General features: G+C 28.8%; 21 protein-coding genes. 15 read left to right on the top strand and 6 right to left on the bottom strand.

Going from position 1 to position 25,921, the window contains the following annotated elements; all coding sequences use genetic code 11:
- Positions 1 to 31: 31 nt before the first annotated feature.
- The gene (locus LJD32_RS02485; RefSeq protein ID WP_227391671.1) at positions 32 to 253 is read left to right on the top strand and encodes a hypothetical protein; all 222 of its coding nucleotides are present in this window, start codon (positions 32 to 34) and stop codon (positions 251 to 253) included.
- A gap of 80 nt (positions 254 to 333) precedes the next feature.
- Positions 334 to 1,392 (top strand): GGDEF domain-containing protein, encoded by a 1,059-nt coding sequence (locus LJD32_RS02480; RefSeq protein ID WP_147579719.1) that lies wholly within the window; start codon positions 334 to 336, stop codon positions 1,390 to 1,392.
- Between the two features lie 26 nt (positions 1,393 to 1,418).
- On the opposite strand, the gene LJD32_RS02475 is transcribed toward LJD32_RS02480, so the two are convergent.
- Positions 1,419 to 2,117, bottom strand: coding sequence for a GntR family transcriptional regulator (locus LJD32_RS02475; protein ID WP_227391672.1), 699 nt, complete (start codon positions 2,115 to 2,117; stop codon positions 1,419 to 1,421).
- Positions 2,118 to 2,284: 167 nt separating this feature from the next.
- On the opposite strand from LJD32_RS02475, the gene LJD32_RS02470 reads away from it, so the two are divergent.
- Positions 2,285 to 9,037 carry a glycoside hydrolase family 3 N-terminal domain-containing protein gene (locus tag LJD32_RS02470; RefSeq protein ID WP_227403797.1) on the top strand — a complete coding sequence of 2,251 codons (6,753 nt, stop codon included), beginning with the start codon at positions 2,285 to 2,287 and terminating at the stop codon, positions 9,035 to 9,037.
- A gap of 217 nt (positions 9,038 to 9,254) precedes the next feature.
- Here the strand turns inward: LJD32_RS02470 and LJD32_RS02465 are convergent, their stop codons facing one another.
- From LJD32_RS02465 to LJD32_RS02455, 3 genes are read right to left on the bottom strand one after another with little or no spacing between them, the layout of a single operon-like run.
- Positions 9,255 to 10,178 carry a glycosyltransferase family 2 protein gene (locus tag LJD32_RS02465; RefSeq protein ID WP_227391674.1) on the bottom strand — a complete coding sequence of 308 codons (924 nt, stop codon included), beginning with the start codon at positions 10,176 to 10,178 and terminating at the stop codon, positions 9,255 to 9,257.
- A complete protein-coding gene (locus tag LJD32_RS02460; RefSeq protein ID WP_032091734.1) occupies positions 10,171 to 10,566 on the bottom strand; it encodes a GtrA family protein in 396 nt (131 codons plus the stop codon). The genes LJD32_RS02465 and LJD32_RS02460 overlap by 8 nt, the downstream gene beginning before the upstream one ends.
- Positions 10,556 to 12,931 carry a YfhO family protein gene (locus LJD32_RS02455; RefSeq protein WP_227391675.1) on the bottom strand — a complete coding sequence of 792 codons (2,376 nt, stop codon included), beginning with the start codon at positions 12,929 to 12,931 and terminating at the stop codon, positions 10,556 to 10,558. The genes LJD32_RS02460 and LJD32_RS02455 overlap by 11 nt, the downstream gene beginning before the upstream one ends.
- Positions 12,932 to 13,103: 172 nt before the next feature.
- Here LJD32_RS02455 and LJD32_RS02450 point away from each other — a divergent pair, with 172 nt between their 5' ends.
- The 5 genes from LJD32_RS02450 (at position 13,104) to LJD32_RS02435 (ending at position 16,928) form a co-directional block, all read left to right on the top strand.
- Positions 13,104 to 13,772, top strand: a complete 669-nt coding sequence (locus LJD32_RS02450; protein ID WP_227391676.1) for a PIG-L family deacetylase — start codon at positions 13,104 to 13,106, stop codon at positions 13,770 to 13,772.
- A complete protein-coding gene (locus LJD32_RS02445) occupies positions 13,769 to 14,467 on the top strand; it encodes a response regulator transcription factor (protein ID WP_227391677.1) in 699 nt (232 codons plus the stop codon). The genes LJD32_RS02450 and LJD32_RS02445 overlap by 4 nt, the downstream gene beginning before the upstream one ends.
- Positions 14,460 to 15,794 carry a sensor histidine kinase gene (locus LJD32_RS02440; protein ID WP_227391678.1) on the top strand — a complete coding sequence of 445 codons (1,335 nt, stop codon included), beginning with the start codon at positions 14,460 to 14,462 and terminating at the stop codon, positions 15,792 to 15,794. The genes LJD32_RS02445 and LJD32_RS02440 overlap by 8 nt, the downstream gene beginning before the upstream one ends.
- A gap of 226 nt (positions 15,795 to 16,020) precedes the next feature.
- Positions 16,021 to 16,146 (top strand): hypothetical protein, encoded by a 126-nt coding sequence (locus tag LJD32_RS15250; protein WP_264472057.1) that lies wholly within the window; start codon positions 16,021 to 16,023, stop codon positions 16,144 to 16,146.
- Between the two features lie 50 nt (positions 16,147 to 16,196).
- A complete protein-coding gene (locus LJD32_RS02435; RefSeq protein ID WP_227391679.1) occupies positions 16,197 to 16,928 on the top strand; it encodes an Rpn family recombination-promoting nuclease/putative transposase in 732 nt (243 codons plus the stop codon).
- A gap of 43 nt (positions 16,929 to 16,971) precedes the next feature.
- On the opposite strand, the gene LJD32_RS02430 is transcribed toward LJD32_RS02435, so the two are convergent.
- Positions 16,972 to 18,651 carry a Na/Pi cotransporter family protein gene (locus LJD32_RS02430; RefSeq protein ID WP_227391680.1) on the bottom strand — a complete coding sequence of 560 codons (1,680 nt, stop codon included), beginning with the start codon at positions 18,649 to 18,651 and terminating at the stop codon, positions 16,972 to 16,974.
- A gap of 99 nt (positions 18,652 to 18,750) precedes the next feature.
- Positions 18,751 to 19,773 carry a YeiH family protein gene (locus LJD32_RS02425; protein ID WP_227391681.1) on the bottom strand — a complete coding sequence of 341 codons (1,023 nt, stop codon included), beginning with the start codon at positions 19,771 to 19,773 and terminating at the stop codon, positions 18,751 to 18,753.
- A gap of 158 nt (positions 19,774 to 19,931) precedes the next feature.
- Here LJD32_RS02425 and LJD32_RS02420 point away from each other — a divergent pair, with 158 nt between their 5' ends.
- From LJD32_RS02420 to LJD32_RS02390, 7 genes are all read left to right on the top strand, one after another.
- On the top strand, positions 19,932 to 20,930 hold the full coding sequence (locus LJD32_RS02420; RefSeq protein WP_227391682.1) for a GtrA family protein: 999 nt from the start codon (positions 19,932 to 19,934) through the stop codon (positions 20,928 to 20,930).
- 162 nt (positions 20,931 to 21,092) lie between these two features.
- Entirely contained in the window at positions 21,093 to 21,320 is a 228-nt protein-coding gene (gene acpP / locus LJD32_RS02415) for an acyl carrier protein (RefSeq protein WP_022000698.1), read from the top strand.
- A 103-nt stretch (positions 21,321 to 21,423) separates the two neighbouring features.
- The gene (locus LJD32_RS02410; protein WP_032091725.1) at positions 21,424 to 21,849 is read left to right on the top strand and encodes an acetyl-CoA carboxylase biotin carboxyl carrier protein; all 426 of its coding nucleotides are present in this window, start codon (positions 21,424 to 21,426) and stop codon (positions 21,847 to 21,849) included.
- Positions 21,842 to 23,200 (top strand): acetyl-CoA carboxylase biotin carboxylase subunit, encoded by a 1,359-nt coding sequence (locus LJD32_RS02405; protein WP_227391683.1) that lies wholly within the window; start codon positions 21,842 to 21,844, stop codon positions 23,198 to 23,200. The genes LJD32_RS02410 and LJD32_RS02405 overlap by 8 nt, the downstream gene beginning before the upstream one ends.
- Positions 23,200 to 24,066 (top strand): acetyl-CoA carboxylase, carboxyltransferase subunit beta, encoded by an 867-nt coding sequence (accD, locus tag LJD32_RS02400; protein ID WP_032091814.1) that lies wholly within the window; start codon positions 23,200 to 23,202, stop codon positions 24,064 to 24,066. The genes LJD32_RS02405 and accD overlap by 1 nt, the downstream gene beginning before the upstream one ends.
- 2 nt (positions 24,067 to 24,068) lie before the next feature.
- Positions 24,069 to 24,989, top strand: a complete 921-nt coding sequence (locus LJD32_RS02395; protein ID WP_022000694.1) for an acetyl-CoA carboxylase carboxyltransferase subunit alpha — start codon at positions 24,069 to 24,071, stop codon at positions 24,987 to 24,989.
- An 11-nt stretch (positions 24,990 to 25,000) separates the two neighbouring features.
- Positions 25,001 to 25,912: a beta-ketoacyl-ACP synthase III gene (locus LJD32_RS02390; protein ID WP_227391684.1), complete on the top strand. Its 912-nt coding sequence runs from the start codon at positions 25,001 to 25,003 to the stop codon at positions 25,910 to 25,912.
- Positions 25,913 to 25,921 lie beyond the last annotated feature (9 nt).

Below are 25,921 nucleotides of genomic sequence, written 5' to 3'. Positions count from 1 at the left end.
ATTTTTATTAAAAGTGTAAAAAGAATGTATATTGAAAGGTAGCAAGAATCCCCTGCCTTTAGACATAGGGAGTGTCAACTATAAACAAGCAAGAAGAATTTTATTATTTTCATTGGATGATTATTCTTTAGAAGAATGGACAGAAGCTGTAAATTATATCAGTCAAACAAGACAAAAATTTGAAACCAAGGAAGCAACTAGAGATTTTTTATATGTATTAATACTTACAAAAGCAAAGTTATATGACTTATAGAAGAGACTTTATGTTTCTTCTTTTTTAATAGCGAATAAGCTATAAATTTGTTATAGTATTAAGGGAAAGAGATGAAGTAAATGAAAAAAGAACAAAGAAGAAATTTAGGAGAAAAAATTGCCCAGGGAATATTACTCATTGTTTTAATTACTTTAACGATTTTTATGATGAGTGATGTTAAAAAGATTCAAGGAAATGCACGTGTTATTAATTATGCAGGAATTATTAGAGGGGCCACACAAAGAGAAATTAAATTAGAAATATCAGGAAATGAAAATGATGTTTTAATTAAATATTTGGATGACATTTTTTATGGATTGACAAATGGTGGTGGAAAGTATCAACTGACAACATTAAATGATCAACATTATCAAAAGAAATTAACGGAATTACATACTTCTTGGTTATCTTTAAAAGATGAAATTAGTTTAGTAAGAGAAAAGGGATATCAACAAACAAATATTATTAAAATGAGTGAAGAATATTTTTATTTAGCAGATGAAACAGTTACAGCTGCTGAAGATTATTCTCAAAAATGTGCGACAAGATTAGATCAAATAGAGAAAGCATTGATTTTTGTAATTGCTTTAGTTATTCTAATGATGATCAAGGAATCTGTATCAGCAGTTGTTTTAATGAAGAAAAATAGAGAACTTAATAAAAAAGCATATATTGATTTGCATACAGGTTTGCCTAATAGAAGTCGTGTAGAAGAATTGATTGCTCACTATGATCACTTTGATGAACCGACCGCAATTATTGTTTTTGATTTGAATGATTTAAAAGTAGTTAATGATTCTTTAGGACATCTTGCTGGTGATACATTAATTATGAATTTTGCACATATTATCCGTACTTCTATTCCTGAAAAATATTTTGTTGGAAGATATGGAGGAGATGAATTTATTGCTTTATTAAATGATGTTACTCAACAAGACGTAGAAGATATTATTTTACAAGTACAAAACGAAGCAAGATGTTATAATGAATTTAGTAAACAAATATTCATTGATTTTGCCTTTGGTTATGCACTTTCTACGCATAGTCGAGAAACAAATTTAAAGTTATTATTGAATCAAGCAGATAAAAATATGTATGAATGTAAGGCACGAATGAAAGCAAAGAAAAAATCACATTAGGTTGTGATTTTTTTATTTATTATTAATTACTGTGCAACACTATAAAAATTAGTTGCTTGATAATTGTAAATAATATTTGAAGTATTGAACAAAAGTCCATTAGACAAATGAATATTATCATTGATCATAATAGCAGGATCATTTTCATTAAGATTTAATAACTTTGCATCTTCTTTACTTAATTTAATAGCTGTTAAATATTTATCAGCAAAGCCAAAAGATAATTTTAAATCATCTTTTAAATATCTAAAAATAGATCCTTCAGCTATCTCTTTACCTAAATAAGGAACAATATCTTTATTATAATAAGTTCTTTCTAAAGCATAAGGAATACCATCAACAATACGTAATCTTTTTAAATAATAAACAGGCGTTCCAATCTTACAATTCATTTGTTGACTTAACTTTTCATCAGCTTCAATGACTTGAATGTCTAATAACTTATTAACAATTTTATTACCAGGATTATCCATTGTCACGCCACGTGTTGAATTTAAATAAACTGTACCCTTTTTTTTAGGCGCACGAACAAACATCCCATTCCCCTGAACTGAATAAACAATTCCTAAATTAATTAATATTTTAATTGCATTACGAATCGTATTACGACTTACTTTATATTCTTCAATTAATTTTTCTTCAGTAGGTAATTTGTGATTTTCTTCGAATTCTTCGTTCATTATTCTTTTTTGAAGATCATTAACAATCATTTCATATTTTAACATATAACCACCCAAAGTTCATTATATCATAATGTTTTTATTTCACAACACGATTATATAATTGTTGGTATGAATTCTAAAGATTCTATTCTTTTTTATATGAAAGCGCTTTACTTTGCGTAAATGTAGGCATATAATGAATTTGTACCAATGAATTTGGAGGGAATATGATGAAAAGGATATTGAAAGTAGTGTTAGTGGCTTTAATGGTTGTAGCCTCAACTATTAGAGTCGATGCAAAGTCAACAATATCACAAAGGGTTCAAAATATAATTGATAATATGAGCTCAACTGATAAAGTTGCACAAATGATTCAAGCGGATACCCGCTGGATTACACCAGAAGAAGTGGCTGAATATAAAATTGGTTCAATTTTAAGTGGTGGTGGGGCTGCACCATCAACCGGAAATCAATTGAACAATTGGGTAGATTCAGCAAATAGTTATCAACAAGCAGTTATTAATAGTGGAGGTATTCCATTGCTTTATGGAATAGATGCTGTTCATGGAAATAATAATTTATATGGTGCAACAATCTATCCTCATAATATTGGTTTAGCAGCAGCCAATGATCAACAATTAGTTGAAAATATTGGGAGTGCAACAGCCAGTGAAGTAAGAGCAATGGGAGCTAACTGGACATTTACACCAACATTAGGGGTTCCACATAATGAACGTTGGGGACGTACTTATGAAACCTTTGGTGATGATGTTGAACGTGTTACCTCTTTAGGAAATGCTTATATTAAAGGAATTGAAAAAGATGGTTCAACTCTTTCAACTGCTAAACATTATTTAGGTGAAGGTTTAACAACAAATGGAACAAACCAAGGCAATGTTGAATTGAGTGAAAGGGATTATAATGACTTAATCAATGCGAATATGGATAATAAAATTGTTAAAGAAATTCTTACTCCATATAAAAAAGCCATTGATCAAGGTGTTCAATCAATTATGGTTTCTTATAATAGTATTAATGGTAAGAAATGTCATGGGAATAAAGATGTTCTTACAACATTATTAAAAGAAAAACTTGGTTTTGAAGGTATTATTATTAGTGATTATAATGGTTTAGATCAAATTGAAAATCAATCATCTTATAAAGATAAAGCCATTGCTTGTATCAATGCCGGGGTTGATATGTTAATGGTTGCTGAACAAGATGGTGATACACCTCGTTGGAAAAATTTATATAATGCTTTAGTAGAAGCCGTTAATGAAGATAAAATTAGTGAAGAACGTTTAAATGATGCTGTTGCACGTATTTTAACAGCAAAAGAAAATATTGGACTCTTAGATGATTCTTCAAAAGCATACGCTAATAAAGATGCACAAGCATTATTTGGTGGACAAGAACACCGTACACTTGCAAGACAAGCTGTAAGTGAATCTTTAGTCTTATTAAAAAATGATACAGTAAAAGATGGACAAACAATGATGCAAGCATTAGAAAATATGGATAATTTAATGGTTGCAGGAAGTGCTGGCGATGACATTGGTAAACAATGTGGTGGTTGGACAATTACATGGCAAGGATCAACTGGAAATACGACAAAGGGTACAACGATTTTCAGTGGTTTAAAGGCAGCTATGGATAAAAAAGGTGGTACGATTAATTATAGTGCTAATGGCGTATATGCAGATTCTACTTCAAAAGTGGATGCAGCAATTGTGGTTGTCGGAGAAGATCCATATGCTGAAAGCAATGGAGATAGAAGTGCGAGTCAATTAAAATTACCAGCAAGTGATATCAGTACAATTAAACAAATTGAAAATAGTCATCCTGATACACCAATTATTTTAGTTTTAACAACAGGACGTCCAATTGCCATTGCCGATTACGTAAATGATAGTCATATTAAAGGAATTGTCAATGCTTGGCTTCCAGGTAGTGAAGGTGATGGAGTTGCCGATGTATTATTAGGCAATAAAGATTTTGTAGGAACAAATCCAATTACATGGACTTGGTATCCTCAAGATATTACAAGTAAATATACAGATACAAGTAAAGTTTTATATCCTGTAGGATATGGTTTAAAGAAATCACAAAAAACAGGTGATGTTACATCACCAGATGATCCAAATGTTGTAGATTTAGAAAAAACAAATGGAAAATTAGAAGCAGAAGACTTTATTGATGCACATAGTAGTATTCAATTAGAAAATAATGGTACAACTGTTGGATATTTACAAGATGGGCGTTATATGGCTTATAAAATAAAAGTACCTGAAAAAGCAGCATATAAGTTAACTGTTCAAGCAGCTCGTCAATATGAATCAACAATTGAAGGGGCATTTGAATTATATTTAGATGATGAATTAGTTTTAGAAAAGAAGAATACATCTATTGTTTCAACAGGTAGTTGGACAACATTTACTGCTCAAGAAATGAACGCTTTAGTAAGTTTAAAAGCAGGTGTTCATGAACTTAAACTTGTAGCACGTGATAAAGATTTCAACTTTGATTATTATACATTTGAAAAAGCTGGTGATTATGTAGGACCAGTTGTTCCAGAAGAAGTGACGAATGTTGGGACAGGTGCTATGTTACAAGAAGGTGCTGTTGAAGTAAGTATGTCCTCTTCAGAAAATTCACAAAGCATGTCATGGTATAAAGGTGAATTTGAAATTTCTAATAAAAATGCAATAAAAGATGCTTTAGATCTACGTGTAGCAGATGATTCTAAGCAAACAACAATTATTGTTAATGATCAAAAAACATATCAAAGTGTTTTAGGAATGGGAACTTCTATTGAAGAAGCAACAATTCATAATTTATTAAAGATGACTGATGAAAATCGACAAGCATTTTTAAGAAGATTATTAGATCCAGTTAATGGTATGGGAATGTCTTTAATTAGGGTTACAATTGGAACATCTGATTTTACAGCTCAAGACTTCTATACTTATTATGATGGAACTGGTAAAGAATTAGATGGAAAACCAGATTGGAATAATGTAACTGGTAAAGGATTTAGTATTCAAAAAGATCAAGATTATGGTGTTATTAAAGTTCTTAATGAAATGTTAACGATTGCTAAAGAATTAGGAGTAGAAAATAATCTTAAATTCTTTGCGTCTTCTTGGACACCACCAGGATGGATGAAAACAGCAACTTCTAGTAGTAAATCATATGAAAATAATGATTTATTATTAAAAGGTGGAAAATTAAATGATGCTTATATTAATGATTTAGCTAAATATATGGTGCGTTATGTAGAAGAGTATAAAAAACAAGGTATTCCAATTTATGCTATGACTCTCCAAAATGAACCATTACTTGAAATCAACTATCCAAGTTGTGCTATGACAGGAACACAAGAAGCTAAACTTGCTAAAGCTATTAAAGCAAAATTAGCTCAAAGTACAATTTTAAATGATCAAGAAAAAGCTGTTAAATTATGGGCTTTTGATCATAACTTTGATGGTGCCGATAATTTTATGAAAGATTTCTTTAAAGAAGCTGGAGATGATTATAATATTGATGGTATTGCCTTCCATCCATATGGAGGAAATGCTTCAACAATGGGATCTTTCTATGATAATTACAAAGACAAATTAAGTATGAACTTAACTGAAAGATCTGTTTGGGGAACAAGTGGTGCTAATGATATTATTACTTGGTTAAGAAATGGTTCTGAAAGTTATAATAGTTGGGTAACAATGTTAGATAGTAATGTTGGGACTCATCATTGGGTAGGAACACCTGATCCAACATTATTTGTACAAGATGCCAATAACCCTCAAAGATATTGGGCAACACCTGAAGTATATATCATGTCTCAATTTACTAAATATGTAAAACCAGGATATGTTCGTATTGATACAAATAATGGAAGTAGTTCAACTGTTACAAATGTCGCTTTTAAAGATCCTGAAACAGGAAAAATTGTCATGATTGTTACAAATCGTAGTGGCTCTGATCAAAAATTTAAAGTGATGATGAATGGCACACAATTTAATGCTGTTTTACCTGCTGGTAATGTAGCAACTTATATTTGGGATGGTTCTATTGCTGAAGTCAAAGGAAATGAAATTCCAGGTGTATTAAAAGCAACCGATGCAGTTAATTATGATAAATTAAAAGTTAAAGATGATGGTTCTGGATTTGGAAACGTTCAAGATGGTGCTTGGGCAGATTATCTAATTGATGTTAAAGAAGCAGGTCTTTATAATGTTTCAATTCCTCACGCTATTGGACCAACAAGTGGACCATCAGTTGATAGTAATACTGACAATAAACAAATTGTTTTAAAAGTAGATAATCAAGAAGTAGGACGTACAGTCACTAAACGTTTTGATACTTGGTCTAAAGATTGGAATGCATGGAGTACAACAAGAAATGTTCAAGTCCAAGTAAAATTAAATGCCGGCGTACAAAGACTTACATTATCCTTACCACAAGGGGATATGGATATTGGTGCTTTAACATTTACTAAAGCAAAAGATGTTTTAAATGTACCAGGGTATATTAATGCATTAGATTATAGCTATGGTGAAAATATTATTGCTGAAAATAACGAAAATGTTGGTTTCTTTGATGATAATGATAAATTAGAATATACCGTCAATGTTCAAAAAGCAGATAATTATAAGATGAAACTTGAATACGCTAAAGCTGAAAAAGATGCGGAATTTGATATTTATGTAGATGATGTTTTAACAACATCAAGTACTTTAGAAACAACCGGAAGCTTTAGTGCTTATAAAAAAGGAACAGTTGCTATTGATTTATCAGAAGGTAGTCATAAAATTATGTTTGTTCCTAAAAATAATGGTGGATTTAATTTAAAATCATTATCATTTGGATCATATATTCAATTAGAAAACGATTCATTAAAAGAAGGGAAATTAGATGGACAAAAGATTATTGTTCATTTAAAAGATGGTAAATTTAATGAACGATTAAATAAAGATAATTGGAAAATTGATTTACCTCAAGGAATTGATTTTGATTTAGATAGAGTAAGTGATACAGAAGCAACAATTACTTTAAAAGGACAAGAAGTTGTAGATTACGATAGTAATCGTACTTTAACTGTTGAAATCAATGCTAAAGAAGTAGGAGATAAAGATTACTCATTAAGCAATCAAACAATCATTGAAGCAGTTAATGATGAAGAAAGCTTAGAAGATATTGGTAATCTTGATTTTGATAGCAATACATTTGATTTAAAGATTACAGGTGGTAAATTTAATCAAGAAATAAAAGCAAGTGATTTAACATTAAGTGAAGAAATTGCACAATATGTTAAAGTAAGCAAAGTTGAAGTAAGCAAAGATGGTACAACAGCAACTGTTACATTAGAACGTACAAATACAAATTATGATGATCTTGCAGGAACAATTACTGTTAAACCTAGTGGCTATAGTGATGGTGATTTAGATTTAGTTTCAAATATTAAATTATTAAAAACAGATCGTTTACCAGATAGTATTGATGTAAAAGATGAAGCTGTTAAATTAAGTGAAAATGATGCTTATCGTAAAAAAGGTACTTTAGTAAATGGTGCTAAAGGAGATTATTTAGATTTCTTCTTAAATGTAGAAGAAGAAGGAAACTATGTTTTAACTTATAAAGTTAAAGATGATGAAGCTGTTACGAATGGTTTGAAATTAAGTGGTGGTTTAGGATTAGCAACAGATAATTTAGGTAGTGTTTCTTTTGGTAAATATTGGGGAAATACTCAAGGTTATGCACAAATGTTAAACTTAAAAGCTGGTAAACAAACTTTAAGACTTGAAGTAAATAATCCAAGCTTTGAATTAACAAATTTACAAATCAAAAAATTAACAGATGCAGTAGAAGTTAAAGATGTAAAAAATGAAGTAACAACAATTAAGGCTGATCAAGTTATTGATGGTTCTAAAGAAATTGGTTGGGCAATTGAAGGTTCTTCAACTAAAAATATTGGATTTGGTTCAGCAGGTACTTATCAAGATTATTATGTTGATGCTAAAACCGCTGGAGTATATGATTTAAAGATTAACTATAGTCATAATTGTGGTAGTGATACAAAAGCTATTATTATGAAAGTTGATGGTAATACAACTACTCCATTAGGAGAAGTTACTTTAAAAAATACTGGTGGATGGTCTAACTATCAAGACAGTGATACAATTGAAGTAAAACTAGACGCTGGTAAACAATTTATTCGTATTTATGATGACATTGATGGTTTCAATTATCGTCATGTTGAATTAACATTTAAAGGAAAACAAGATGTTACAGCTCCAGAAATTAGTGGTAATGATGCGATTATTTATGTAGATGATGATACAGACATCAAAGATTTATTAGCATTAAAAGCAATAGATGATGTTGATGGTGATTTATCAGATAAATTAACAATTAGCGGTGATTATGATTGTCATCAAGCAGGAACTTATACAATTATAGTAACTGTAAAAGACGAAGCTGGTAATGCAGCAAGTAAAACATTTACAATTACAGTTGTTGAAAAAGCAAAACTTGTAATTGATTCTAAAGAATTTAATGTTGGTGATAAATTTGATCCATTAACTGGTGTTAAAGCTTATGATGTTGATGGTACAGATATTACAGATAAACTTACAGTTGTAAGTAATGATGTTGATACAAGTAAAGCTGGAACTTACCAAATTGTTTATAAAGTAATTGATGCTCTTGGTAATGAAGTTGAATTTACAAGAGAAGTTATTGTAAAGAAAGTAAAAATAGATATTGAACCATCTAAACCTGGTGATACAACACCATCAAAACCAAATGATTCTTCATCTAATAATCAACCATCTTCTTCAAATAATGGAAAACAAACAATTACTGGTCAAGTTGTTAAATCAACAAAAACAGGAGATAGCACACCAATTATAACAATGATGGCTATGCTTCTAGTGGCTGGTTTAGGAATTATGGTTTTAAGAAAAAGAAAATATAATCGTTAAAAATAATTAGATTATAGAATTTAAGATTAGGATTGTTCATATAAACAATCCTTTTCTTTTTATTGTGGAATGAATTAAAAAAATGAAAATATTTATTAAAAATCAATAATTATGGGGAAACGGTACGCTTAACAAAAGAAGAAAGTTGTTTATCTTTTCAAGAGTTGAATATTAAAGATTATGATGAAAAAAGGATTGAATAACAATCCTTTTTCATTTATCCCATTTTTTTATGAATATTATTTGTATTTTTAATAATGTAAATAGGTCTTTGTTTCGTTTCAAAGTAACATGATGAACAATATTGACCTAAGATAGAAACAAAAATAAGTTGCAAACCACTTAAAAATAAAACTAAACTTGTAAGATAGGAAACAGGATGAACAAAAACAGAGTATAAAGAAACAATACAAGAAATACCTATTAAAATACCACCAATGACTCCTGCAATCGTAATAGGTGTTGATGAAAATGAGAAAATGCCTTTAAATGCATAGGAAAATAAACTAGCAAAATTCCATTTACTTTTACCAACAGGACGTTCAACATTATGAAATTCAAGCCATTTTGTATTAAATCCTACAAAAGAAAATAATCCTTTCATGTAACGATTATATTCTTTAAGTTCTAAAATAGCATTGACCATTTGTCGAGACATCATTCTAAAATCACCAGCACCATCATCCATATCCATTTTTGTAAGTTTTTGAATCACTTTATAAAAACTATGAGATAAAAAGTTTCTTAATTTTCCTTCACCAGTACGATCAATACGTTTACCGGCACAACAATCATATTCTTCATATTTTAATGAGTTATACATTTCTTTTAATAAATAAGGAGGATGTTGTAAATCTGCATCCATAATAACAACATAATCTCCACTAGCATTTTCAAGTCCTGCATACATAGCGGCTTCTTTTCCAAAATTACGAGAAAAAGAATAATAGAAACAATGAGGATTTTTATGAGCTAGTAATTTTAAAATATCTTCACTATGATCATGACTACCATCATTGATAAAAAGTATTTCATAATCAATATTTTCAATACTTTCTAAAACATGAGTCACTTCTTTATAAAAGAGTGGTAAAACATCTTCTTCATTAAAACAAGGAACAATAATGCTTATTTTATCCATGACAAACACCTTCTTCTTTAAAAATTTTAAATTTACATAAAATATAATTTGATAGAATCGTAATAAAACTGACGCATACTTTAGAGATCATTGGTTGAAGATTTAATAAATCAATTAAAAGATAAAGACATATATTTTCAATCAATAACGTCATAAATCTTAATAAGATAAAAGATATAAATTCTTTTTTTATATTATTTGTACTTTTAAACACATATCTTTTATTTGTATAATAAGCAAACAAAACTGCAAAAATCCAAGAAATACTATTAGCGATTAACCAATGACTATGTATTTTTAACAAAATGAAATAAACGACATAATTTACGAGAGTTGTCATCCCACCTACAAAAACATAACTCACTATTTCTTTTGTATCATCCTTCATTTTTTCGTCTCCTTTCAATAATATAATTTATAAAAATCACCATAAATCCAAAGTAAGATAGAATAAAACCTAAACGATATCCAGTAGGGGTAAATTTTATTTGAATTTTATGTTTTCCTTGATTAATAGGACATCCTAAAAACGCTTCATTTACAATTTCACTCTTTACAACTTTACTATCGATATAAATTGTATAACCACGATCATAAGGAATACGAGTTATAAAATAACCATCATTTTTAACATTAATTGATCCTTTTAAAACATCTTTTCCTTTTTGAATATTTAAAGAATCTACTTCTTTATTTCTATTTTCAATAACTTCTTTATTTAAAGAATAAGTTTTAATATTTTTAAGATCATAATGTCCTTTAGATAAAGAAATAGATAAAGTTTTAATATTTTCACCAGATAATAAATAAGTAAAATGTGTATGTTGATTATAATAAGGTGAATTATTTCTAGATAATTTATTTTTAATCCCATTGATTGTAATAGAGACACTTTGATGTGGTTTATAATTTTTAATATCGCCTTCAATAACAATGATTTGATTTTTAGTCTTTCTTTGAAGAGAAAAAGTGATTTTTTTATTTTTCTTTTGTTGAATTTGATATGAACTCTTTAAACCCATGTCTTCTTTGATAAATTGACTTTGATCTGTACTATTTCCATTTTTTACAATGGCATGATTATAAAGAATATCCAAGGTATAAGGATATTGCAGTTGATGAAACTGATTTTGGCTATAGAGTTTATTTGTTGCATAAGCAATAGGCATAATATCTTGACTTTGATAAAGTTTTAAATCTTTAATAGCATCAATTTCTTGATAACCATCGATTTTCTTTTTTGAGATAATTGAATCAACGGATAACATCTTTAAATAGAAAAGATTATTTTGATCTATTTGTCCAACACGATTATTTAAAGAAATAGGAATCTTTAAAGTATCAAATAAAAATGAATTATAAAGATGATGATTTGTTGATGTATAACCTGAAAGACGGGTTACTTGATTTTGATAAGTTTGATTCATATTTTGATGAATTTCATTCATATTAACTAAAGTATTTATAAAATTTCTTTGAATCAATGTTTCTACTTCTTGATTTGCGTATTTTTTATATTGTTTATTTGGTAGAAAACTGGTTGTAGGATTATTGTAATAAACAACGAATAGAGGGACTAAAAGATAAATAAAACATCTTTTTTTATTTATTTTTGAAAAATAAAGAATGATCAAACTAATAATTAAATCAAGAAAAACAAGTTCAGATCTTTGTATAAAAAATAATGGAAAAACAAAGAGAAATAGCATATACTTATTGATCTTAAAATGATTATTTTCTAATACAAGACCTGCTTGTAAAATAACCAAAGGTAAAAAAACAATCAGTATTTTACTTCTAGCATATAAAAACCCATTCATAATCAAACTGACGATAGGGCATAACATAGAAATCATTAAAATAATTGATAGAGTACGTGTCTTTTCTTTAAATAATCCAGAGACAATTAAAACCCAGAACATATAAGTGAGACCACAGCCATAGTTATTATAAAGAAGTCCCTTTAGTGAAAAAGTCGGAATCAATAAACTAAGATAGTTGGTTGCATTCACACTTTTATTTCCACCAGCAATTACAAATAATGTTGGAATTGTATAAATAGCTGTCAATAAAACAATAAGAAGATAAGCAGCAATTAAATGTAAAAAATGTTTTTTATAGTTTTTATAACGATAACAATGAAGCATAAAATAAATAAAACAAACAATAAAACACCCAACACAATAAAAATAACTATGTAATACAATACAACTTCCCCAGATAACAATACTTGTTATCTTTTGACTTATAAAATAACGATCAATACTACGTAACATTAAAAATAAAAAAGGCATATAATTTACAAACATGATTTGTTTATGAAATTGAAAAAATAAGGCTGAAAGTAAAGTGAATAAACTCATCAAAAAACATAGATAACGATTTTTAAGATGATTTCTTAAAAATAAATAACAAGCAATCAGTGTTAAAATTATTAAAAATACTTGATAGAAAATGATGATATTGACCATTTTTACATGAATCAATAAAGCACCTAATAAAACATCAAACCTTAAAGTACCATAATAAGAAAAATGATAAATATTAACACCTGACATTAAATTTGAAAGATAAGTAGGAAAAATTGTTCCTTCACTTCTAATTGCATGTCTTAAAGCATCAGCAAGAGTGACATGCTGGTTAAACCAATCAATTGAATTTCCAAATAAGAGATGTTGACTTTTTACTATGAAGACCATAAATAATGGTATAATAGTTAAAACCAACATATACAAATAATCTTTTTTCTTCATCTTTTTTTACCTCGCTATTCATTCTAGCAAGTCATTCTTAATAATTCCCTTAATCAATTCTTAAGAAATCATAAACAAATAAAGTCTACGTAAAAGGAGGCTTTAGAAAGTCTTAAGAATTCTTATGAATTATTATTAAGAAATAAGTGATAAGGTATAATAGGTGATAGAAATGAAGAAAAGTATTATCGTTATTTGTATAATGGTTGTTTTAGGATGTTTTTTAATAGATGATTCTAAATGTTTACATCAAAAAGAAATTAATCAAATAGATTTAAAACAATGTCAGAAATTAATGATCGTTGCACATCCAGATGATGAAACAATTTGGGGTGGAAGTCATTTATTGAAGGGACATTATTTAGTTGTTTGTTTAACAAATGGAAATAATGCAAAAAGAAAAAAAGAATTTATGAAGATTATGAAAGAGACACATAATCAAGGATTAATGTTTGACTATCCAGATAAAACAAATGGTCAAAGAGACAAGTGGTTACATGTTAAACAAAAAATAAAAAAAGACATTACATATATTTTAAATAAGAAAGCATGGGCGATGGTTGTAACTCATAATCCATTAGGAGAATATGGACATATTCATCATCGGTTAACATCACAAATAGTTAGTATAGAAGCAACAAATCAAAATTTATATTATTTTGGAAAATATTATAAAAAGAAGCATGTTCCTCATGCATTAAAGAAGATAGATCAAAAAAATTATGATGAGAAAATGCAGTTAATACAAAAATATGCATCACAAAAAAAAGTAATGGAACATCTAGATCATATGATGAACCACGAAAATTGGGTCAAGGCAAAAGATTGGAGAAGTTTATGAAAGAAAAGATAATGATCGTTGATGATCATGAAGACATTAGAGAAGTTGTTCATGTTTTACTTACAAATGAAGGCTATCAAATCATTGAAGCCAAAGATGGAAAAGAAGCGCTAGAGTTATTAGATGATGAGATAGATCTTATTATTTTAGATGTCATGATGCCTGAAATGAATGGCTATCAAGCGTGTTTATTAATGAGAGAAAAAACTAATGCTCCTATTTTATTTTTAACGGCTAAAGGTCAAGAAAGTGATAAAACATTAGGTTTTTCAAGTGGTGGGGATGATTATTTAACCAAACCTTTTTCTTATAATGAACTCAATGCAAGAGTAAAAGCTTTATTAAGGAGATATCATGTTTATCAAGGAAAGGAAAAAGAGATTTCTTCAATAAGAAAAACATCGATTATTGAAAATTTAGAAGTCAATCAAGAACATAAAGAAGTTAAGTTGAATGGAAAAAAACTTTCTTTGACAGATTTAGAATATGAAATTTTAGATTATTTGTTACTAAATAGAAAACAAGTTATTTCTGCAAGTCAACTATTTGAAGCTATTTGGCATGAAAATTATTATTATGGGGCGAATAATACGATTATGGTACATATTCGAAATTTAAGAAAGAAGATAGAAGATGATCCACAAAACCCACGTATTATTAAAACAGTATGGGGAAAGGGGTATTATATTGACTAAAAGAAATTTGAGTTTATCAATGAAAATCGTTTTATTACTTCTTTCTTCGGCTATTTTAGCCATCTTATGTTATGCCTTTTTTAGAAACAATGTAACAGATTTCTATACTTTCATTGAAACCGTTGAAAAACCTTTTAATGAAAAGACGTTTATAAAAGGTTTTAAAGAAGAAGCAAAAAATATTTCTATTTATTCAAAAGATAAAAATGATAAAAAGGAATTGAAAAAGCTTTTAAAAAAGCATGATGATTATACGAATATTCTTCTTTATAATGAAAAAGAATTATACATTGATGGTAGTCTTGGAAAAATTTTTGATGAGCCGGTAGGATTTACACCTTTGTATATTTTAAAAAGTGATTTTGAACAATATGCATTTAATAATTTTTTTACAGAAACAATAACATTTAAAGATGGTGAGGGAATTGTTTATGTTAGTTCTATGCATTTATTAAAATATATAAAGTATTATTTTTATTGTGCTTTATTTGTTAGTTTATTAGTTTTCTTTTTACCTACATTTATTTTTATTAGAAAAAAAGTGAAATATATTAATATTTTAAAAGAAGAAGTATTAAATATGTCACAAGGAGATTTAAATCATCCAATGACAATCAAGAGTCATGACGAATTATCTATATTGGCACGTGAAATTGATATTTTAAGAACAACCTTAGATTCAAATTATCAAAATGAATCAAAAATTAAAGAAGCTCATCAAGAATTAATTACTTCTTTATCACATGATTTAAGAACACCGCTTACTACGCTAAGAGGTTATTTGGATATTTTAAGCTTACATTGTTATAAAGATGAAAAACAAATGGATCATTATTTAAAAAGATGTATTGAAAAAACAGAACAAATTAAAGATTTATCAAATAAAACATTTGAATATGCACTTGTTTTTGAACAAGATTTATTGCCTCAATTAGAAACGATTCAAAGTGAACAATTTATATATTATCTTCAAGAAAATCTTGAATATTTAGAATTAGAAGGATTTAGGATTGAAAAAGAAATTGATATATGCTCAGTTGATTTACAATTAGATTTATCAATGATGAAAAGAATGATCAATAATATTTGTTCAAATATATTGAAATATGCTAAAAAAGATAAACCTATTTATTTAGAAATTAGTATTAAACAAGGTAAAATAAAAATTGTTTTTGAAAATGAAAAGAAAAAAGATTTACAAAAAATTGAAAGTAATAAAATTGGTTTAAAAAGTGTTCAAAAAATTGTAGAAACATATCACGGACAATTGTTTATCCAAGATTTACCAGAAACATTTGTTTTAATTATTACTCTTCCATACAATTAGATGCTTTAGCGAAGGCATCTTTTTTTTGGACTATTTATCCATTGAAAGAAGGAAAAAAGAAGATAAAATGATAATAGAAATGAGACAAATGTGAAACAAATATGAGACAAATTACCTTTAAGCATATGATACAATTAAATCAGGAAGCTCCTTACATCAATATTAAAAAAGATATGAAAAAGCGATGATTACTAACTATAAAACACTCATGTAAGGAGGTAAAAAAATGAGTCAAATAAGAAATGCAAGTGATACAACCTGTAAACAGTTCTTAAGAGACGGGGAATGTTTTGCAGATCTATGCAATGCTCTCTATTTTCATGGAAGACAGGTCATCAAACCAGAAATCTGATCTCACAGGAAAATGATGTTTCAACATTGATAGGTAAAGAAGCATTACCAATGAAAACGAAAAGATATCGAGATATCGTCAGAAAAGCAAGTATCAATGGGGATTATATGATCATTGGTGTAGAGCATCAAAGTACTTTGAATAAGAATATGATTATTCGTATACTCAACTATGATGCACAGCTTTATATCAATCAGGTAGAAAGTGGAAAAGAAGTACGACCAGTAGGAAGCTTTGTCTTTTATACGGGAGATAAGGAATGGACCTATCCAAAATCTTTAAAAGAAAGCTTGAAAGTATCACCTGAGATGGAAGACTATATCAATGATTGGAAACTACCAGTGTTAGAGCTTCAAAAAATGGATCCTCAAATCCTTAAAAGTAAACGTCTAAAAGAAGTGGTAGAGATCAGTCAAAGCATGCTTGAAGGAGACTATGAAAAGTTAAGGACAAACCGTATGATCAGTGTAGAAAATTATAAGATAGCAGCCATCTTGACACATACGGACATTAAAGAAGAAGATTTACCAGAAGGAGATGAAATCAATATGTGTAAGGCAATGGATCAATTATTTCAAAGATTTGAAAATCAAGGAATTGAAAAAGGAGAGGCTATAGGAATTGAAAAAACATTAAAAGAACAACTTAAAGTAAAACGAGGAACTATATCAAGTCCTTTAGAAGAAAAACTCACAACAACATCGCTAGAAAAACTCAATGAACTTACATTAAATATTTTTAATATCAATAGTGAAGAAGATGTCTTAAAAATTATTCATTAATGAAAATAGGTTATAACGAATCAAATCGCTATAACCTATTTTTTTATGCTTCTTCTATTTCTGGTTTAATCATTTTCATTTGTTTCATGATTTTACGAATATGATATAAGCTTTCAGCAATATTTAAACCATGATCACCAATTCTTTCAAAATCAGTTAAGATTTTTGTGTAAATAATACTGTTTTCAGTTGAACATTTTTTTTCTTTTAAACGAATTAATTGATTAACTGCGAATTGATGTTGTGTTTTATCAATATTATCTTCCATAACATCGACTTTATCAACGATATATTTAAATTCATCATAATCCATAATAATAAGTTCATCTAAAATATTATTACATAAACTTTCCATAATACTTATTTCTTTTAAAGCATCTTGAGAAAAATGGGTATCATCTTCTGCTAATCTTTGAGCTCTGTTAGCAATATTGATTGCATGATCACCAATTCTTTCTAAATCAGAAGATAGTTTTAAAAATAATACAATTGTTTGAGAACCTTCTGTAGGGAACTCGTTTGAAATAGCTGCAGTTGTAAAATCAATAATTTGTTGATTTAAATAATTAATATAGTTTTCATCTTTTAGAAGACGTTCGTATTTTTCTTGATCAAAATGATTTAAAAGTTCAAATGCTCTTTTAACATTATGATTCGCTACATTTAACATATGTTGAGTTTCATTAAATAATTGAGTATTAGCGATAGCACTTGTTCCAATATGAAAATCATTTTCAAAAATACTGAAATCTAAATATTTAAGAGACATATGTTCGCTTTCTTCTTTATCTTCAGGTAAAATCTTAGTTGCTAGATCAACCAATTTAGTCCCAATTGGAAGTAATAATAAAGTTGTTGTGATATTAAATATTGTATGTACGTTAGCTATTTGAGCAGCTACATTATTTGGTGTAATACTTTCAATTAAATGAGCAAATGGGAATAATAAACTAATCGTTACAAAAATAACAGTTCCGATAATATTGAAAGATAAATGAATAATTGTTGTTCTTTTAGCATTCTTACTTGTTCCAATAGAAGCAAGAACAGAAGTAATACAAGTTCCAATATTTTGACCAAATAATACATAAATAGATGATGATAAAGTCATAACACCACTTTTAGCTAAAGCTTGTAAAATACCGACAGATGCTGATGAACTTTGAATAAGTGCAGTAAATAAAGCCCCTACGATAATACCAATAAGTGGATTTTGGAACTTAGAAATCAATCCTACAAATTCAGGCATTGTTCTAAGTGGCACCATAGCCTTTGACATTGTTTCCATTCCAATAAATAAAATACCTAAACCACCAATAACCGTACCAATAGCATCTAATTTCTTGCTTTTAAAGAAAACAATCATGGCAACTCCAATAAAAGCAAATAATGGAGCAAGTGCAGTAATATTGATAGCAATCAATTGACCTGTAATTGTTGTTCCAATATTGGCTCCCATAATTACCCAAACAGCACTTGTTAAAGACATCAATCCAGAGTTAACAAATCCAACGACCATGACTGTTGTCGCTGAAGAAGATTGAATAACAGCTGTAACTAAAGCTCCAACTAAAACTCCTAAAATACGATTAGAAGTTAATTTTTCTAAAATAGATTTCATTTTATTTCCGGCAGCAAGCTCTAATCCATTAGACATCATATTCATTCCATAAAGGAAAAGCGCTAAACCACCTAACATTGAAAAAATATTCGATAGTTCCATATATATATATTCCTCACAATCCGTAAGTAGATTAACACTTTCTTAATGTGAAGTAAATAAACTTAACATTAACTTAACAAAAAAGCTCCTAAGAGCTTTTTACCATATTCCAAGAAGATGTTGCATGAATAAACTCATACAAGCAATACATATCCAACAAATATAACCTAAAATAATTGGTTTACCACCATTTTTAATCAATTTAATAACATTTGTATTTAAACCAATAGCCACCATTGCTAGAACAATAAAGAATTTGCTTAATTCTTTAAAGGGTGTAAAGAAATCAGCAGAGACTCCCATTTTAATAGCAACTGTTGTAATAATAGAAGCTAACACAAAATAAATGATAAAAAATGGAAAAACTTTCTTTAAATTAATTTTTTGACCATCTTTATTCTTTCTTAACTTAAAAAAAGATAAAACCAAAGTAATCGGAATGATTGCAAGTGTTCTTGTAAGTTTAACAGTTACGGCTTTATCTAAAGTAGCACTTTGTAGATGGTACATTGAATCCCACGTAGAAGCTGCTGCTGTTACAGAAGATGTATCATTAATAGCAGTACCAGCAAAGATTCCAAAAGCTTCACCGCTTTTTGTAGAAAAACCTAACAGTGTTCCAAGTGTAGGAAATAATAGAGCAGCAATCATATTAAATAAAAAGATAACAGAAATACTTTGAGCTACTTCTTCATCACTGGCTTCAATAACAGGTGCTGTAGCCGCAATGGCTGAACCACCACAAATAGAAGAACCAACACCAATTAGAGTAGAAATCTTACTTGGAATATGCATGATTTTATGTAACAGGTAAGCGACAATTAAAGATGTAGAAATCGTAGCTAGAATGATTGGTAAAGATTGTTTTCCTGTTTGTAACACGACCGATAAATTCATTCCAAATCCTAACAAGATAACCGCATACTGTAAGATTTTTTTTGATGTAAAAGTGATGCCTGATTGTAATTCGTTTTTATCTTTAATAAATAAAGTAATGATCATTCCAAGAATAATTCCAAAGACAGGACCACCTACAATAGGAAACTTCTTTCCTAAAAACCAACAAGGAATGGCAATAATCAAACATAATAACATTCCTTTATAATTCTTTTTAAAATTCATAAACTCTCTCCCTTTTAAACAAAAGTAGTTTAGCATAAAAAATAGTAAATAACTAGAAACTCATAAATTAATTATTAAGAAAAATTAAGAATAATTTTTTCTCATAAGTTTGTACTTTAAAACACATTCATGTATCATAGATATGATGAGGGATGAATATGTTTAGTAAAATGGTTATTTTAATACCAGTTTATAATCCTAGGGAGAGGATTATAAACTATGTTAAAAAGTTAAAAGAAAAAAATTATGATGTTGTTGTAATTAATGATGGCTCTGATGAAAATTATCATGCTGTTTTTGAAAGGATGGTCTATGATTGTAAAATCATTAATTATCCACATTTTAAAGGGAAAGGCTATGCTTTAAAAAAAGGATATCAGTATGTTAAAGAACACTTAAAAGATAAAAAAGGAATTCTTATTTTAGAAAATGAATATGATTTAAAATTAGTTGATCAAATGAGTCAATCAATTAATGAGGATGCATCTAAATTCTATTTTGTGCATCATCAAGGGAAAAAGATTTTATCTCAATTATTTTCACTTATTTATAATCAAAAATTTATCAATGTCGACAGTGAATTGTTTGGCTTTTCAATATCTTATTTAGATGAAATGCTAGAAGTTGATGAAAACTGTTATGAAGTACAAGCTCTAATAGATCAAGTACAAAATCAACATGATATAGAAGAAATCAAGGTTAAAAAATTATCACAAGAAGCTTTTCATCCAAAAAATAAAACTTCTCAAATTATTTATGTTATCTTCTTACATCTTATTCGCTTTGTATCTTCCTCTATTATTAGTTCTATAATAGATGTTTTATTAGCGTGGATTTTATTAGATGTTTTAAAAATATGGATGACAAGTGATTTTTGGCGTATTGCTCTAGCAAGTCTTATCGCTAGAGTTATTTCTACAATTGTTAATTATGTAGTTAATAAAAAATATGTTTTTAAAGGAAAAACAAACAATAGACAGACAGCTATTCGTTTTTTGATTCTAACAGTTATTATTACAATTTTATCTACTTTATTTGTTTATGTGGCATCGATTTTTAATATCATGTCAGAAAAACTTGCGAAACCAGTAGGGGATTTACTGTTATTTTTACTTAGTTATAGTGCACAAACAAAGTGGGTATTTCATAAAGAATAAGAGGATAAATCAATGATTTATCCTATTTAAAAAAATTTTTTTAAATAAAAAATGTTGATAAAATCAAAGAAAATTAAAAAAATAAATAAATTTGAACTTCAAAGTATTTACATTTTATGTTCTTCGTGTATAATACAAACCGTATTCAAGGAGGAAAGTAAAATGGATTTTGAAAAAGTAAAAGAGATCATTGTTGATTCATTAAGTTGTGATGAAAGTCAAGTTACAATGGAAGCAAATTTAAAAGATGATTTAGAAGCTGATTCTTTAGATGCTGTTGAATTAATTATGCAAATTGAAGAAGAATTTGAAGTAGAAATTCCAGATGAAGTTGCTTCTAACATGAAAACTGTTAAAGATATCGTAGATTATATTGAAGCAAACAAATAGTAAAGAGGTGTCGCTGAGGCGACTATATATTTTATAATAAGCTTTGAATTTCAAAGCTTATTATTTTACTATATGCTTTGAACTTCAAACAAAGGAGAATGCTATGAAATTAGATTTCATTAAACAAATTATGAGTGAGTTTGATCAATCAAATGTCACTAAAATGAAAGTAGAAATAGATGATTTAAAAATAGAATTAGAAAAAGAAAGTGAAAAAGTTGAATATGTAAAACCATTAGAAAAAGAAAATAAAATGGTTGCAGAAGTTAATACCAAAGAGTCTACAGGTACACCTGTAAAATCACCAATTGTAGGTGTTTTCTATGGTGCAAGTTCACCTGAAAGTGATCCGTATGTTACTGTTGGAAAGACAGTTAAAAAAGGAGATATTATTTGTATTATTGAAGCAATGAAGGTGATGAATGAAATTAAGGCACCATGTGATGGAACGGTTACATCAATTCTTGTAGAAAATGAAGCGCTTGTAGAATATGATCAAGCTTTAATGGTTATTGAAGAAAATGTTTAAAAAGATATTGATTGCTAATCGCGGTGAAATAGCCGTTAGAATTATTCGTTGTTGTAAAGAAATGGGAATTGAAGCCGTTGCTGTTTATTCTTCAGCAGATGCCACTTCTTTACATGTTCAATTAGCAGATGAAGCTTACTGTATTGGACCTGCTAAAAGTAGTGAGAGTTATTTAAATATGGAAAATATTTTATCAGTAGCTACTTTATCAGGGTGTGATGCAATTCATCCTGGATTTGGTTATTTATCTGAAAATTCGACGTTTGCCAGACTTGTTGAAAAATGTGGTATGACTTTTATTGGTCCAAGTGGTGATGTGATTGATCAAATGGGGAATAAAAGCGTTGCTCGACAAATGATGATTGAAGCAGGAGTTCCAGTTGTTCCTGGAAGTGATGGCAGTATTGAATCTGTCAGTCAAGGAAAAGAAATTGCTAGAAAGATTGGTTATCCGGTTTTAATTAAAGCTTCTGCCGGTGGTGGTGGAAGAGGTATGAGAAAATGTTTTAAGGAAGAAGATTTTGAAAATGCTTATTTAACAGCTAAAGCGGAGGCAAAGGCTTGTTTTGGTGATGATGATATGTATATGGAAAAATTGATTCTAAATCCTAAACATATTGAATTTCAAATTTTAGCTGATCATTTTGGTAATGTTATTCATTTAGGAGAAAGAGATTGTTCAATTCAAAGAAGAAACCAAAAGATGATGGAAGAATCTCCAAGTAAAGCTTTAAGTCAAGAGCTTCGAGAAAAGATGGGAAATGATGCTATCAAAGCAGCTAAAAAAGTAGGATATGTTAATGCAGGAACTATTGAATTTGTTTTAGCACCGGATGGAAAATATTATTTTATTGAGATGAATACGCGTATTCAAGTTGAACATCCAGTAACAGAGATGGTAACGGGGGTTGATTTGGTTCGTGAACAAATTAGAATCGCTGCACATTTAAAATTGAATTATAAACAAAGTGATATTGAATTAAAGGGACATGCCCTTGAATGTCGTATCAATGCTGAAAATCCTCAAGAAGGTTTTAGACCTTCACCAGGGATTGTTAGTAGTTTACATATTCCAGGAGGTTTTGGGGTACGTATTGATACAACTTTATATCAAGGTTATCAAGTGTCTTCTCATTATGATTCAATGATTGCTAAGGTAATCGTTCATGGAAGAAATCGTATTGAAACAATTCGTAAAATGCGTAGGGTCTTAAGTGAATTAGTGATTGATGGTATTGATACGAATCAAGAATTACAGTATTTGATTTTACATGAAAGTGATTATGTCAAAGGAAATTTTGATACAAGTTTTATTGAAAAACATTTAGATGAGTTGGTGAATGAAAGATGATGGAACAGTTATTTAAGGAAAGAAAAGAAAAACTTCATTTATTTAAGTCATTAAGAAAAAAAAGAGAAAATGAAAGAAAAGAAGTTCCTGAAGGACTTTATACAAAATGTCCAAAGTGTAAAGAATTGATTCTTACAAGTAAACTTAAAAAAAATATGTCAGTTTGTCCTCACTGTGGAAATCATTTAAAGATTACTGCTTATGAAAGATTAGAAATGATTTATGATCAAGGAAAATATAAAGAACTCTATAAAAGTACACAAAGAGTAAATCCTTTAGAATTTCCCGGATACGATGAAAAATTAGAAATTCTACAACAAAAAACAGGTTTAAATGAAGCTGTTGTTGTAGCAAGTGGAAAAATAAATGGGACAAAGGTGATTACTTGTGTGATGGATTCACGTTTTTTAATGGGTAGTATGTCTTCTATTGTAGGTGATAAAATCACGAAAGCTATTGAACATGCAACCAAAAGAAAGTATCCACTCATTATTTTTACAGCTTCAGGAGGCGCTAGAATGCAAGAAGGAATTTATTCCTTAATGCAAATGACAAAAACCTCCGCAGCTCTTGCTAGACATCACCAAGCAGGTTTACTTTATATTTCCTATATTACCCATCCAACAACAGGAGGAGTAACAGCTTCATTTGCAAGCTTAGGAGATATTATTATTGGTGAACCTCAAGCATTGATTGGATTTGCAGGAAGACGTGTCATTGAAAGTACGCTTAAACAAAAATTACCGGAAAACTTTCAAACAACAGAATTTATGGAAGAACAAGGATTTGTTGATTTAATTGTGAAACGTCAAGAAATGCGTTCAACACTTATTAGAATTTTAAAAATGCATGGTAAGGGGGCATAAAGATGTCTTTAAGTCAAGTAGAAAAAGAAATTGAAAAGTTACAAAAAGAACTTCTTGATTGCAATCAAGAAAGAAAAAAAGAAATCGAAAGTCAAATCAAAAAACAAGAAGAATATTATCAACATCTTTCACCTTATGATCATGTTTATCTTGCTAGAAAAAGTACACGACCAAATATTAAAGATTATATCAATCATCTCTTTGATGATTTTATTGAATTACATGGAGATCGTTTAGCAAAAGATGATGGTTCAATTGTTGGAGGTATTGGTTTATTTAATCAACAACCTGTAACAATTATTGGTCATTTAAAAGGAAAAACTTTAGAAGATAATTTAAAATGTAATTTTGGAATGTCTTCACCAGAAGGCTATCGAAAGGCAATGCGCTTAATGAAACAGGCAGAAAAATTTAAACGTCCTATTATTGCTTTTGTCGATACTCCAGGAGCTTATCCAGGAATGGAAGCAGAAATGCATGGAATTGGAGAAGCAATTGCTCGAAATCTTTTAGAAATGTCTCTTTTAAAAGTTCCTATTATTACTATTGTTATTGGTGAGGGAGGTTCTGGAGGAGCTTTGGCTTTAAGTGTAAGTGATCGCTTAGTCATGTTAGAAAATAGTGTTTATTCGATTTTATCTCCTGAAGGATTTGCTTCTATTTTATGGAAAGATCAAGAAGGAAAGCGTGTTGCAGAGGCTGCAAGCTTAATGAAATTAACAGCTAAGGATCTTTATGAGCGTCATATTATTGATCATATCATAGATGAAGATTTAAAAGGGGCTACTGTTGAAAGTTATGAAGTTTATCGACAAATAAAAGAATATTTAAATACAAATCTTAAAGAATTACAAAAGTTATCAACATCTCAATTGATTAATAAACGTTATGAAAAATATAGAAAGATAGGACAAGTATTTTAAAGGAGAAAAAGATGAATGGAATTGAAATTGTTTCTACAGGTTATGCCAAAATTGAAAAGACTTTAGATAATCAACAACTTGAACAAATGGTAGAAACATCTAATGAATGGATCGTTTCACGAACGGGTATTTTAAAAAGACATCTTTCAGATAAATCAAGTGCCTTTCTAGCTATTGAAGCTGCTAAAAAAGCAACTCAAAATCAAGATTTAAGTCAACTTGCTTTAATTATTGTAGCTACGATGACACCAGAAAATAATACGCCAAGTAATGCCTGTCTTGTACAAAAAGCTTTAGGTTTAAATCATCAATCAATGATGTGTTTTGATATTAATGTTGCTTGTAGTGGTTATGTTTATGCTTTAAAAGTTGCTCAAAGCTTGTTAGAAGAAAATCAATATGGACTTGTTATTGGAAGTGAACAATTAAGCTCTATTGTAGATTATCAAGATCGTAATACGTGTATTTTATTTGGAGATGGTGCAGCCGCTACGTTGATTAAAAAAAGTCAAAAGCTTTTTTATAGTTATTTAGATAGTGATGGAAATGAAGAAGTACTATTTTCTAAAAGAAATGATTATTTAAAAATGAAAGGTCAAGATGTTTTTAAATTTGCTATTAAAGCAATTCCTTTAAGTATTGATCATGTCTTAAACCAAGCAAAAATGACATTAAGTGATATTGATTACGTGATTTGTCATCAAGCAAATGAAAGAATTATTAAACATGTTTATAAAAAATATCAATGTTCAAGTGAAAAGTTTTATATGAACTTACAAGAATATGGAAACACCTCAGCAGCGAGTATTCCATTAGCTTTAGCGAAGATGAATGAACAAGGATTACTTCAAAAAGGAATGAAAATCATTCTCGTTGGCTTTGGTGGAGGACTTACTTGGGGTGCAATTTTAATGGAATGGTAAGGAGAACAA

It is taken from the genome of Faecalibacillus sp. TM498, assembly GCF_020589955.1.
In the GTDB taxonomy this organism is placed as follows: Bacteria; Bacillota_I; Bacilli_A; order Erysipelotrichales; family Coprobacillaceae; genus Faecalibacillus; species Faecalibacillus intestinalis.
Note: the sequence above shows the minus strand (reverse complement) of the source record. Positions and strands in the feature narration are given on the sequence as shown.